The sequence below is a fragment of the Aeromonas sp. L_1B5_3 genome (assembly GCF_963866575.1).
Taxonomy (GTDB): Bacteria; Pseudomonadota; Gammaproteobacteria; order Enterobacterales; family Aeromonadaceae; genus Aeromonas; species Aeromonas jandaei.
In genome coordinates this window covers 26,178-38,630 of record NZ_CAWMDN010000115.1, presented here as the reverse complement: position 1 = coordinate 38,630, position 12,453 = coordinate 26,178, and the positions used below count along the sequence as shown (strand labels likewise).

At 60.4% G+C, this 12,453-nt stretch carries 15 protein-coding genes; 10 read left to right on the top strand and 5 right to left on the bottom strand.

The window, feature by feature from the left end:
* Nucleotides 1-22: 22 nt before the first annotated feature.
* From degS to AACR93_RS12145, 10 genes are all read left to right on the top strand, one after another.
* On the top strand, nucleotides 23-1,144 hold the full coding sequence (gene degS / locus AACR93_RS12190) for an outer membrane-stress sensor serine endopeptidase DegS (protein ID WP_043850968.1): 1,122 nt from the start codon (nucleotides 23-25) through the stop codon (nucleotides 1,142-1,144).
* Nucleotides 1,145-1,464: 320 nt separating this feature from the next.
* Nucleotides 1,465-1,827: a transcriptional regulator gene (locus AACR93_RS12185; RefSeq protein WP_042030112.1), complete on the top strand. Its 363-nt coding sequence runs from the start codon at nucleotides 1,465-1,467 to the stop codon at nucleotides 1,825-1,827.
* Nucleotides 1,828-2,193, top strand: a complete 366-nt coding sequence (locus AACR93_RS12180; RefSeq protein ID WP_033115447.1) for an SFCGS family glycine-rich protein — start codon at nucleotides 1,828-1,830, stop codon at nucleotides 2,191-2,193.
* Nucleotides 2,193-2,489 carry a DUF4312 family protein gene (locus AACR93_RS12175; protein ID WP_033115448.1) on the top strand — a complete coding sequence of 99 codons (297 nt, stop codon included), beginning with the start codon at nucleotides 2,193-2,195 and terminating at the stop codon, nucleotides 2,487-2,489. The genes AACR93_RS12180 and AACR93_RS12175 overlap by 1 nt, the downstream gene beginning before the upstream one ends.
* 39 nt (nucleotides 2,490-2,528) lie before the next feature.
* On the top strand, nucleotides 2,529-3,305 hold the full coding sequence (locus AACR93_RS12170; protein ID WP_005341754.1) for a DUF4311 domain-containing protein: 777 nt from the start codon (nucleotides 2,529-2,531) through the stop codon (nucleotides 3,303-3,305).
* A gap of 11 nt (nucleotides 3,306-3,316) precedes the next feature.
* A complete protein-coding gene (locus AACR93_RS12165; RefSeq protein WP_005355144.1) occupies nucleotides 3,317-3,967 on the top strand; it encodes a DUF4310 family protein in 651 nt (216 codons plus the stop codon).
* A 42-nt stretch (nucleotides 3,968-4,009) separates the two neighbouring features.
* Nucleotides 4,010-5,149 carry an amidohydrolase/deacetylase family metallohydrolase gene (locus AACR93_RS12160; protein ID WP_043850967.1) on the top strand — a complete coding sequence of 380 codons (1,140 nt, stop codon included), beginning with the start codon at nucleotides 4,010-4,012 and terminating at the stop codon, nucleotides 5,147-5,149.
* Nucleotides 5,133-6,248, top strand: coding sequence for a DgaE family pyridoxal phosphate-dependent ammonia lyase (locus AACR93_RS12155; RefSeq protein ID WP_043850966.1), 1,116 nt, complete (start codon nucleotides 5,133-5,135; stop codon nucleotides 6,246-6,248). Before AACR93_RS12160 ends, AACR93_RS12155 begins: the two co-directional genes overlap by 17 nt.
* Entirely contained in the window at nucleotides 6,248-6,988 is a 741-nt protein-coding gene (gene dagF, locus AACR93_RS12150; RefSeq protein WP_043850965.1) for a 2-dehydro-3-deoxy-phosphogluconate aldolase, read from the top strand. The genes AACR93_RS12155 and dagF overlap by 1 nt, the downstream gene beginning before the upstream one ends.
* 107 nt (nucleotides 6,989-7,095) lie before the next feature.
* Entirely contained in the window at nucleotides 7,096-9,000 is a 1,905-nt protein-coding gene (locus AACR93_RS12145) for a BglG family transcription antiterminator (protein ID WP_043850964.1), read from the top strand.
* A gap of 9 nt (nucleotides 9,001-9,009) precedes the next feature.
* On the opposite strand, the gene npr is transcribed toward AACR93_RS12145, so the two are convergent.
* The 5 genes from npr to AACR93_RS12120 are packed head-to-tail and all read right to left on the bottom strand — an operon-like array spanning nucleotide 9,010 to nucleotide 12,412.
* Nucleotides 9,010-9,282 (bottom strand): PTS phosphocarrier protein NPr, encoded by a 273-nt coding sequence (gene npr, locus AACR93_RS12140; RefSeq protein WP_033115454.1) that lies wholly within the window; start codon nucleotides 9,280-9,282, stop codon nucleotides 9,010-9,012.
* A gap of 20 nt (nucleotides 9,283-9,302) precedes the next feature.
* Nucleotides 9,303-10,169, bottom strand: a complete 867-nt coding sequence (gene rapZ / locus AACR93_RS12135) for an RNase adapter RapZ (protein WP_041210126.1) — start codon at nucleotides 10,167-10,169, stop codon at nucleotides 9,303-9,305.
* A 45-nt stretch (nucleotides 10,170-10,214) separates the two neighbouring features.
* On the bottom strand, nucleotides 10,215-10,661 hold the full coding sequence (gene ptsN / locus AACR93_RS12130; RefSeq protein ID WP_042030121.1) for a PTS IIA-like nitrogen regulatory protein PtsN: 447 nt from the start codon (nucleotides 10,659-10,661) through the stop codon (nucleotides 10,215-10,217).
* A 2-nt stretch (nucleotides 10,662-10,663) separates the two neighbouring features.
* Nucleotides 10,664-10,951, bottom strand: coding sequence for a ribosome hibernation promoting factor (gene hpf, locus AACR93_RS12125; protein ID WP_005336323.1), 288 nt, complete (start codon nucleotides 10,949-10,951; stop codon nucleotides 10,664-10,666).
* 21 nt (nucleotides 10,952-10,972) lie between these two features.
* Nucleotides 10,973-12,412 (bottom strand): RNA polymerase factor sigma-54, encoded by a 1,440-nt coding sequence (locus tag AACR93_RS12120; protein WP_043850963.1) that lies wholly within the window; start codon nucleotides 12,410-12,412, stop codon nucleotides 10,973-10,975.
* Between the last annotated feature and the right edge of the window lie 41 nt (nucleotides 12,413-12,453).

The window sequence follows — 12,453 nt, the reverse complement described above, 5'->3', positions numbered from 1 at the left end:
AGCCAGCACGGATGAGAATGACATGAAAATCCCCTCTTTAGTCAGTTACTTGGGCAAGTCTATCGGCTTCGGTTTGACCGTCGCCGCACTGCTGTTGCTGCTGTTTCCCAATTTCCGTGGCGGGGCTCAGCTGCCCGGCCTGATCACCAACGCCCGCGAACTGAGCTTCTCCTACGCCGCCCACCGTGCCGGCCCGGCAGTCGTCAACATCTATACCCGCAGCTTTGCCTCCAATCAGGGCAATCGCGGACAGCTGCAGCCACAGGGGCTGGGCTCAGGCGTCATCATGAACCAGCGCGGCTATGTGCTGACCAACTACCACGTCATCGCCGATGCCGATCAGATCATCGTCGCCCTCCAGGATGGCCGAGTCTTCAGCGCCGAACTGGTCGGCACCGATCAGCTCACCGATCTGGCGGTGCTCTACATCGAATCGGATAACCTGCCGGTGATCCCGCAGGATCAGAACAACCAGCCCGAGGTGGGCGATGTGGTGCTTGCCATCGGCAACCCCTACAACGTCGGCCAGACCATCACCCAGGGGATCATCAGTGCCACCGGTCGCACCGGTCTCTCCAGCATGGGGCCGGACAGCAATGGCCGGCAGGATCTGCTGCAAACCGACGCCGCCATCAATGCCGGCAACTCAGGCGGCGCTCTGGTCAACGGCCGGGGCGATCTGGTGGGCATCAACACCGCCACCTATCACCTCAACGGCAATCAGGAGAGCTACGGCATCAGCTTCGCCATCCCCTACCGGCTGGCCAAGCGGATCATGGACGAGCTGATCGCCAACGGCCGCGTCATTCGTGGCTATCTCGGCATCTCCAGCGTCGAGATCAACCCCATCGTCGCCCGCATGATGAACCTGGGCGAACTGCGCGGCCTCATCGTCGAGAGTCTGGATCCGGTCGGCCCGGCGGCCAAAGGCGGCCTACAACGGGGTGACGTGCTGCTCAAGATCAACGGTGAAGCGATCACCGGGGTACGTGCCGCCATGGACAAGATCGTCGAGAGTCGCCCCGGCACCAAGCTCTCCATCTCGGTCTTCCGCGATGGCAAGCCGCTCGAGGTGGTAGTGACCATCGAAGAGGATCTGCGCTACCAGAGCCGGGCTGCCGCCAGCTCGGCAGGCGCCAGCTAACCTCGACCTCATCTCATCGTTCAGGGGCGGGCAACCGCCCTTTTTCTTGCCCGCTGTTTCATAAATACGCCCCGCCTGCGTGAGGCAATTCACACTTTTCGCCAAGGCTCAGCTGCCAGCTGAAAACGGAAAAGTGCGCCGCCGCTCACACTAATTCAGCTTCGTTCGGAGCCCTTCCACTCTCTTTTGCCAACAAAGGGTCCTCTTTGACCCCGGATGACGGGAATTTCCGCTTCGAATCGGAAAAAAGCTGCCTCCTCTCTCCAGCCGTGCCGGCTTAGGGTAGAGCCATCCCTTCTGCCAGCCTTGGAGAGCAGACATTGCAAACAGAGACTCATGACCAGACCCTGACCCCGGACAGCCCGGCGCTGCTGCGCCAGACCGACCAGATCCTGGCACGCATTCATATTCTGCTGGGCGATCAGGGCATCCGCCCCAACGAGGTACAGCAGCAGATGCTGGCCTCCCACGTCAAAGCCATGGTGTGGCGCTCCCACAGCGGTGAACCGCTGCCGGAAGTTGACCTCAGCCTGTTTGAGGAGATCTCTCCCCTCTCCCTGCGTCTCGCCGAGCAGGTTGTCAGCTGGCTGGAGCGACTCGCCTACGAAGAGGCACACCTCTTGTCCGTCCATTTTGAAGTAGCCAAAGAAAACGAACTCAGCTCAGTAACAGGAGATAACTAAATGACTGCCATCAAACTCGTGATTGGAGATCGTCTCGGCAAGGGTCAGAAAGTGGGTGCTGGCGCGGAAGCAGCCGGAGCCAGCGTGACCATCATCCCCGGCATGGCCGCCGACATGAAGCTCGGCGACGTGATGAACAAGGAGCAGGCAGATCTGGGAATCTCCTTCTGCGGCAGCGGCGGCGCCGGTGCCATCACCGCCCAGACCAAGTACGGCTACAAGTGCCGTTACGGCATGCGCTCCATTGAAGAGGGCGTCACCGCCATCAACGAAGGCTGCGTCGTGCTGGGCTTTGGCTTCATGGACAAGGAAGAGCTGGGCCAGAAACTGGTCGAAGCCTTCGCCAAGAAACACGGACACGCCTGATGAAAGAGAACTTCACCACCAAGGTCACCGTCAGCGGCAAGGGAACCACCCGTCAGCAGGCGTTTGCCTCCGCCCTCAGCCAGGTGCAACCCACACTGCTCAAGGACAACCAGCAGGTACTGCTGCGCATTGAGCCGGTCGATGTACAGGTGCTCAAAGCCGAGGAGTCGGTCCGGGTGGAGAAGTTCCTGTTCTTCTTCCTGCCGCGCCAGCGCCGCGAATACCGCGTCCAGCTGGAGATCACGGTTCAGGTCACCAGTCTCGACGTCGCCAGGGTGACGTTCACCCAGGTGTGATCTCCTGACCGGCACCACCCCACAAGAAGGATACGTTGGATGTTTCTAATCATATTTATCAAGTCTCTCATCATTGGCGGCCTGGTTGGCGTCGGGGTGGGGGCCGGCGCGGCGCGGATGTTCCACGCCCCGACCGTACAGGGCATGGGCGCCTTCCGCACCCTGGGCGAACTCAACTCCTGCGAAGGGGATCCCGCTTCCCACTTCTCGTTTGGTCTGGGCTTCTTCTTCAACGCCTGGGCCTCCACCGTGGCGGCGGGCGCCTTCACCCAGGATGTGGATCACCGCATCATTCCGCACTGGGCCACGGCGGCACTGCTGTTCAAGAACCGGGATCTCGCCACCACCCTGCACGACCCGAAAAAGATGGCCATCGCCGGCGGCATCATAGGCGCCATCGTGGTCGCCTTCCTCAACAGCACGGCCGCCGCCGTACCGGCCGCCCTGCAGGTCACTGCGGTCAAGGTGCTGGTACCGGCCGCCAACCTGCTGGTCAATACCGTCATGCCGGTGATCTTCTGGCTGGCAGCCATTGAGGCGGGCAAGAAGTCCGGTTTCTGGGCCACCATCTTCGGCGGTCTGGCCCAGCTCATCATGGGCAACGCGGTACCGGGTCTGGTGCTCGGCATCCTGATCGGCAAGGGCGTGGAAGAGAGCGGCTGGAACCACGTCACCAAGGTGATGATGGCGGCCATCGTCCTGCTGTTTGTGCTGAGCGGCTTCTTCCGCGGCTTCGATATGAAACTGATTGAATCCTTCCATATGGGTGTCCCCCTGTGGCTGGAAAACGTCCATAACCTGCTGAGCGGCAAATAAGGGGTCACACCATGGATGAGAAACTGAAAAACAACTTCTGGTATGCCGACTGGTCATTCCCCATCTTCGTTGGCCTGCTCTCGGCCGGGGTCTTTGCCGGAACCCACATGTTCTATCTGTACGGGGTCGGTGCCTTCAACGAGGTAGCCTTCGTCGCCATGCTGAAAGCGGGAATGGATACGGGTGCCTACGGCGCGGTAGCCGCGTTCGGTGCCAGCTTCCTGTTCGCCCGCATCATCGAGGGATCCCTGGTGGGGATCCTGGATATCGGCGGTGCCATCCAGACCGGGGTCGGCCTCGGCGTGCCCGCCCTGCTGCTGGGAGCCGGCATCGTCTATCCGGTGGAAAACTTCGGTGCCTCGCTGGCAACCGGCATGGGGATTGGTCTGGCCATCGGCTATGTCATCATTCTGGCGCGCAAGTTCACCATCAACCAGAGCAACTCCACCTACGGTGCAGACGTCATGATGGGAGCTGGCAACAGCTCTGGCCGCTTCCTCGGCCCCCTCATCATCCTCTCCGCCATGGGTGCCTCCATCCCCATCGGTATCGGTTCCCTGCTGGGTGCCCTGCTGTTCTACGTGTGGGGCAAGCCCATCACCGGCGGTGCCATCCTGGGAGCCATGCTACTGGGCACCTTCTTTCCGGTCGCCCTTGTGTAAGCTCCAGCCGCCCTGCGGGGCGGCTCGCCAGAGGTCATCTGCATGTACGACATGATCATCAAAGCGGGACGCCAGGGAGATGGCCAGCTCGTCGATATCGCCATCAGGGAGGGCAAAATCGCCGCCATCGGCTCCCTGCCGGGGACGGCAACGGCGCGGCAAACACTGGAGCTCGGCGGCCGGGTGCATGTGAGCGCCGGCTGGATCGACGGCCACACCCACTGCTACCCCACCTCCCCCATCTATCACGATGAGCCGGACAAGGTGGGCGTAGAGTCCGGCGTCACCACCGTCATCGACGCCGGCAGCACCGGAGCCGATGATGTGGATGACTTCCAGCAGATCGCTGCGGGTTGCAAGACCCGGGTGCATGCCCTGCTCAACATCTCCCGCATCGGTCTGCTACGCCAGAACGAGCTGGCAGATAGCCGGGACCTCGATATGGATCTCGCCTCGGCAGCCATTCGCCGCCACCCCGCCTTTATCGTCGGCATCAAGGCGCGGATGAGCGGCAGCGTGGTGGGTGAGAACGGCCTGCAACCGCTGCGCATGGCCAAGGCGCTGCAACAGGCCCACGGCCAGCTACCGCTGATGGTGCACGTGGGCAACACGCCGCCGGATCTGGACGAGATAGTTGCCTTGCTGGGGGATGGCGATCTGCTGACCCACTGCTTCAACGGCAAGCCCAACCGCATCCTGACCCCGGCTGGCGAGTTGCGTCAGGCGGTGCGCGAGGCGATGCAGCGGGGCCTCTTGCTCGACATTGGCCACGGCGGTGCCAGCTTCAGCTTCGAGGTGGCGGAGCTGGCTATCCGGCAGGGGATCCTGCCCCGCACCATCAGCTCAGACATCTACTGCAAGAACCGCATCAAGGGGCCGGTCTACAGTCTGGCCCACGTGATGTCGAAGTTTCTCGCCATCGGCATGACGCTGGCGCAGGTGCTCGCCTGCGTCACCCATCAGGCCGCCGATGCCCTGCGCCTTTCCGGCAAGGGGCGGCTCGAGGTAGGTGCCGATGCCGATCTGACCCTGTTCGAGGTCGCCAGCGGCCCGACCCTGTTTATGGATACCGAAGCCCAGTCTCGCCGCGGTGACCAACAACTGCAGCCTCTCGCCGTCCTGGTCGGCGGCGAACTGGTTCTGACTCACTATGGGAAATCACACCATGCCTTCTGTTTATGAGAAATATCAGCTCAAACCGGTGATCAACGCCTCCGGGCGCATGACCATTCTCGGCGTCTCCACCCCCGAGCAGGAGGTGGTCGATGCTGTCAATTTCGGCCTCGGCCACTACTTCGAGGTCAAGGATCTGGTCAACAAGACCGGCGCCTACCTGGCTGGCTTGCTGGGAGTGGAAGATGCAGTGGTCATTTCGTGTGCCAGCGCCGGCATCGCCCAGTCAGTGGCCGCCGTGATCGTACGCGGCGACCCCTACCGCCTCGAGCACCTGCATGCCCACCCCCATGACGTGCCAAGCGAAATCGTGCTGCCCAAGGGACACAACGTCAACTTCGGCGCCCCGGTCGGCACCATGGTCAATCTGGGTGGCGGCAAAGTTATAGAGGCCGGTTACGCCAACGAATGTTCCCCGGCTCAGCTGGCCGCAGCCATCAATGCCAACACAGCAGCAATCCTCTACATCAAATCCCACCACTGCGTGCAGAAGAGCATTCTGTCGGTGGCCGAGGCCGCCGAAGTAGCCAAGACACACGGGATCCCGCTCATCGTTGATGCAGCCGCCGAGGAGGATCTGCGCCTCTACTACAGCCAAGGTGCGGATCTGGTCATCTACAGCGGCGCCAAGGCCATTGAAGGGCCCACCAGCGGGCTGGTACTCGGCAAGCGTCAGTACGTGGAGTGGGTCAAGCAGCAGGCCAACGGCATCGGCCGCGCCATGAAAGTGGGCAAGGAGGGGATCCTTGGCCTGACCTACGCCATCGAGCGCTATCTAGCCAAAGAGAAAGAGAGCGGCGCCGCCATGGTCGCCAAGATGACCCCCTTCATCGAGCGCCTCAATCAGCTGCCCGGCGTCACCGCCAAGGTGGTGTGGGACAGCGCAGGGCGCGACATCGCCCGCACCGATATCGCCTTCGACCACCAGCAGATCGGCATGACCACTGTGCAGGTCGTCAGCCGTCTGCAACAGGGCACACCTGCCATCTACTGCCGTGGCTACAAGGCCAACGAGGGGCATATCGAGATCGATGTGCGCAGCGTCACCGTGCCCCAGCTCGACCAAATCCACTCCGCCATTGCCAACCTCGTTCAGGAGAATCGCTGATGTCCCTTACCCCCAACTACTACCGAGATCGGGTATGTCTCAACGTGCTGGCAGGTTCCAAAGAGAATGCCGTCGAGGTATACGACGCAGCCGAAGGCCACGTGCTGGTCGGTGTGCTCTCCAAAAACTACCCTGATATTCCCTCCGCAGTTGCTGATATGAAGGAGTACGCCAAGCTTATCGATAACGCTCTCTCCATCGGGCTGGGGGCCGGTGATCCGCGTCAATCCGCCATGGTGGCCGAGCTGGCCTGCCAGCTACAGCCCCAGCACGTCAACCAGGTGTTCACTGGCGTTGGCGCCAGCAGGGCGCTGCTCGGCCAGTCGGAAACGCTGGTCAACGGCCTGATCTCCCCCACCGGCATGCCGGGCATGGTGAAGATCTCCACCGGCCCGCTCAGCGCCGGGCAGCCGGACGGGATTGTCCCCATCGATACCGCCATCGCCCTGCTCAAGGATATGGGCGGCAGCTCGGTCAAGTTCTTCCCCATGGGCGGGCTGGCCTGCCGCGACGAGTATCAGGCGGTGGCCGAGGCTTGTGCCCGCCACGGTTTCTGGCTGGAGCCCACCGGCGGTATCGACCTGGACAACTTTGAAGAGATTGTACGAATCGCGCTGGATGCCGGGGTCGAGAAGGTGATCCCCCACGTCTACAGTTCCATCATCGACAGCGCGAGCGGTCAGACCCGTCCTGATGATGTACGGACTCTGCTGGCCACGGTGAAACGACTGTTGGCGTGATGGCAGTCACGAGCACCGGTTTAATCACTGACCGGTGCCTGGCCTGCTGGTGACATGCTTGTTAACATCGGTCCTTTTATCGTGCAACAGGAGACGCTCATCCCCACATGATCAAGCTGCCCCACCCGAGACTGCACCAGCTGCTGACCCAACTTCATGCCGAACCACTGCCGCAGGAAGAGCTGGCACGCCGCCTCAATGTCTCCACCCGCACGGTGCGCACCGATGTGGCGACCCTCAACGAGCTGATTGCCACTCACGGTGCCCACCTGATCCACCAGCGTGGCAGCGGCTACCAGCTGAAGATCTACAATCAGACGCTGTTTGAGGCATTGCTGGCAGCGCAGGGACAGGAGAGTACCTTGCCGCGTACCAGTCGCGAGCGGGTGCTGCATCTGCAGATCCTGCTGCTGACGGCAGAGCAGGGGATCAAGCTCGATGAGCTGGCCGATACCTGGTACCTGAGCCGGACGGCGCTACAGGGCGATATGGCGGAAGTGCGGGAACAGCTGGCTCACTTTGGCCTCGCGGTCGAGAGCAAGCCAAGGGTGGGCATGCGGGTACAGGGGAGCGAGACGGCAATCCGCGCCTGTCTGACCCAGCTGCTCTGTCAGGAGCTGCTCAACAACCATCCCCTGCAGAGCCTGCTGCCCAACCTCTGCCCCAGCAAAACTCAGGAGGTAGTGGGCAATCACATTCACGGCCAGTTGAGCCGTCATCAGCTGCGTCTGGCCGACGAGAGTTTGCAGCAGCTTGCCATCTACAGCGCCGTCGCCCTGCTGCGCCAGGCCGCTGGCCACGAGCTGCGCCAATTCGCCAGCGAGGATCTCACAGCCCCCCTGCTGGCAGTCGCCCGTGACATCTATGGCGAACTGCCGACCCTCACCCCGCCGGGAGAAGAGGAGATAGCCTGCCTCGCCATCCAGATCCAGGCGCGCCTGATTGCCGAAACGCCTCAGCTTAGCCCGGCCATGGCGGCCGAGAGCGAACAGCTGGTGGAACATCTGCTCACGTACATCCACCAGCACTACCCCTATGATCTGCGGGGTGACCAGCAGCTGCGAGCCGACCTGCAAACCCACATCAGCGCCATGCTGCTGCGGGTCAAGTACCAGATCGGCAGCCACAATCCGCTGGCAGACCACATCAAGCAGTACTACCCCCTCGCCTACGACATCACGCTGGCAGCCATCTCGGAGTGGATCAGGCAGACTCCTTACCGGCTGACTCACCACGAGATCGGCTATCTGGTGATCCATATCGGTGTCGGGCTGGAGCGCCACTACGATATCGGCTATACCCGCCGCCCGCAGGCACTGCTGCTGTGCGATGCGGGCAACGCCACCTTCCGCGTACTGGAAGCGCGCATCAAGCGAGAGTATCCCCAGTTGCAGCTGACCACGCTGGAATCGGTACGGGATTACGAAGGGCTGGCGCAGATCAAACAGGATTTTGTCATCAGTAGCGTCAAGGTGAGCGAAAAGGATGTGCCGGTGGTGCAGGTAGACCCCTTCCCGACCCAGTACCAGCTGGAGCAACTTGGCAAGCTGGTGCTGATCGACCGTACCCGCCCCTATATGCTCGACAAATACTTCGATGCAGACCATTTCATGGTGGTCAACGAGCCGATTACCCAGGCGGAATTATTTGATCGCATTTGCAGCCAGCTGGAGGCGGAGGAGCTGGTAGAGAGCGGCTTCAGGGCCTCCCTGCAGGAGCGGGAGCGAATAGTCTCCACCATGCTGGGCGAGGGTATCGCCCTGCCCCACTCCCTCGGCCTGCAGGCTCGCCGAACGCTGGCCTATACCGTACTGGCACCGCAGGGGATCGACTGGGGCAATGGCGAAAACGCCACCCTCATCTTCGTGCTGGCCATCAGCAAGGCAGACTATGAGGAGGCGATGGGGCTCTACGATCTTTTTCTGGCGCTGATGAATGAAAAAGCCAGCAGGAGTCTGCTGGCTTGTCGCGATTTTGCCGATTTCAAGGCGCTGGCAAGAGTAGCGCCCTGAGCGTCGTTACTACTCCTCGTTGAAACCCGAGGTGAACAGCTCCACTACGGCGGCAAGGGCCTCAACCTCTTCGGGGCCCTCAACCTGCACTTCCACCTGCTTGCCCTGAGCGGAGTCCAGCATCAGCAGGCCAATCACGCTGTCGGCATCGGCCTCGACCCCATCTTCATTACGCAGCAACACATGGGCATCGAATCCCTGTACCAGCTCGAACAGCATCATGGCCGGTCTGGCGTGAATGCCCAGCTTGTTTTTCACTTCAACCGAAGCAGAGACTGTCATTTGGCCGTCCTATTGCGTCATCAGGAGTGGGATGGGTTCTTGTCGAGGGTGCGGTGGCGGAGCTGCACGTTCTTGCCCAGTGCTCTGAAGGCCGCTGCCAGCCGCTCCGCGATAAAGACCGAACGATGCTGACCGCCGGTGCAACCGATGCCGACCGTCACATAGCTGCGATTGTTGCGCTCAAGATGGGGCAACCAAGTCGCCAGCATGTTTTCGATCTGCTGGGTAAACAGCATCACATCAGCTTGCGCCGCGAGGTAGTTGGCAACCGGTTCATCCTTGCCGGTAAAAGGCTTGAGTTCCGGGATCCAGTGCGGGTTGGGCAGGAAGCGGGCATCAAACACGAAGTCGGCATCCTTGGGAATGCCGTACTTGAAACCGAAAGATTCGAACACCAGCACCAGCTCGTTCTCTTTCTTGCCGAGCACCCGGGTCTTGATGAGCTCGCTCAGGTCGTGAATGCTGAGGTTGGTGGTATCGATACGCAGGTCGGCAGTAGAGGAGAGCGGCGCCAGCAGGTGGGTCTCCTGACGGATCGCCTCATCCAGCGACAGCTTGTTGCGCGACAGGGGGTGCAGACGGCGGCTCTCGCCATAGCGCTTGAGCAGGGTGCCGTTGTCGGCATCGAAGAAGAAGCTGGCAAATTCAACCCGCCCTTCGTTGCGAACTTGAGCCAACAGGTTCTCCAGTTTTTCCGGGTCACCGGGCAGGTTGCGCACGTCGATGCTGACCGCCAGCTTGTCGTACTGGCTCTCGACCGAGACGATCAGCTGGGGCAGCAGGTTGACCGGCAGGTTATCTACACAGTAGTAACCCAAATCCTCCAGCACCCGCAGGGCTACCGTCTTGCCGGAGCCCGAACGTCCACTCACCACGATTAACTGCATCTTGTTCCCTCACGCCAAAACGGGTGTGTCATCAGGGCCTGCACATCAGGCCGAGGTCATGATCTGATAGAGCTCTTCGTCACTGGTAGCCTGACGCAACTGGCGGCAGACCGCCTTGTCACCCAGCTTGGAAGCCATCAGAGAAAGGGTCTTGAGATGCTGTTTGCACTCACTCTCCGGTACCAGCAAGGCAAACAGCAGGTCAACCGGTTGATTGTCGATGGAGTCGAAAGGGATGGGTTCGGCAAAGGTCATCAGGATCGCGGTTGGCGGGAACTCATCGTCAATTCGACCGTGGGGGATCGCAATACCGGCACCGATCCCGGTACTACCCATTTTCTCGCGGGCCAGCAAGCATTCAAACAGCGCCTGGCGGGAGGTGCCGAGGCGTTCGGCGGCCAGCTCGCTGATAATTTCGAGAGCGCGTTTCTTGCTGGTACATGGGACTGCACTCTTGGTGCAGTCCCGACTCAGTATGTGTTCAAGTTGCATAGTTATTTTTTATTTAACTTATCTTTGTGCTTGATGATCTGCCTGTCCAGCTTGTCGAGCAAGGTATCAATCGCGGCATACATATCGGCATGCTCGGAGTTGGCGAACACCTCGCCACCGCTGACATGCAGTTTGGCTTCGGCAATCTGGTTCAGTTTCTCTACGCTAAGCACCACATGCACGTTGTTGATGTGGTCAAAATGACGCTCGAGTTTGGCAAATTTGTTATTCACATAATCACGCAGAGCTTCGGTGATCTCGACATGGTGTCCGGTCAGGTTAATTTGCATAACATCATCCTTTTGTTTTGCCTAAACCAGGCGTTTGCGCTGATTGGAAGGTGGGATAAACAAGGATTCGCGATACTTAGCGATCGTGCGTCTAGCCACCATAATACCCTGTTCGGCCAGCAAATCCGCGATCTTGCTATCACTTAACGGTTTGGCAGGATTCTCTGCCGTCACCAGCTTTTTGATGAGCGCGCGAATTGCGGTCGATGAGCACTCTCCTCCTCCTTCGGTGTTCACATGGCTGGAGAAAAAAAACTTCAATTCGAAGATACCACGGGGGGTATGCATGTATTTCTGGGTGGTCACCCGGGAGATGGTCGACTCATGCATCTCCACCGCTTCTGCGATGTCATTGAGCACCATCGGCTTCATCGCCTCTTCACCATACTCGAAAAAGCCCTGCTGCTGCTCGACAATACAGCTGGCTACTTTCAGCAGGGTATCGTTGCGGCTCTCAAGGCTCTTGATGAACCACTTGGCCTCCTGCAGGTGGGAGCGGATGAATTGGGTATCCGTGCTGCTGCGGGCGTTGCGGGCCATGGCGGCATAGGTCTCGTTGACCCGAATGCGCGGGGCGGAATCGGGGTTGAGCTCCACCACCCAGCGGTTCTGGCGCTTTACCACCGAGACATCGGGAATCACATACTGGGAGTCGCTCTGGATAATGCCGTTACCGGGGCGGGGTTCCAGCAGCTGGATGAGATCCAGCACCTCCTTGAGGTCGCTCTCCTTGAGGCGGGTTTTACGGGCCAGAGTGCGATAATCACGGTTGCCGAGCAGATCCATGTGCTCGAGGATCACCTCTTTGGCTTCGTTGAGCCAGGGCGTTTCGGGGGCATACTGCTCCAACTGGATAAGCAGACACTCCTGCACCGAGCGGGCGGCGATACCGACCGGGTCAAAATGCTGCACCCGCTTGAGAACTGCCTCCACCTCGTCGAGCTCGACCTCCACCTCGTCACTGCTGACGGCAGCCTGGATATCCTCCAGAGCAACGGTCAGATAACCGGACTCGTCGATGGCATCGATGATAGCGAGCGCGATGGCGGCATCGACATCGCTAAACGGAGTGAGCCGCATCTGCCACAGCAGATAGTCCTGCAGGTTTTCGGTGGTCTCGCCCTGATAGACGCTGTCTTCACCGTCGTGGATCGGGCCTGCGCTCTGGGCGGTGCCAGCGGAGTAAACCTCATCCCAAGTGGTATCTACCGGCAGCTCGTCCGGCATCTGCTCCTGAGCCATGGCATCGCTGGAGTCGAGCTGGCTGGCATCGACAGTCTCTTGCGGGGCAGTCTCCTGCACGTCGCTCTCTTCCTGCTCCAGCAGAGGATTGCTTTCGAGCGCTTGCTGAATTTCCTGCTGGAGTTCCAGAGAGGAGAGCTGGAGCAGACGAATCGCTTGTTGTAATTGCGGCGTCATGGTCAGGGACTGACCGAGACGCAACTGTAATGTCGGCTTCATCTACGTCGGGATATCCTTATGTTCAGCGAGGCACTGTCACA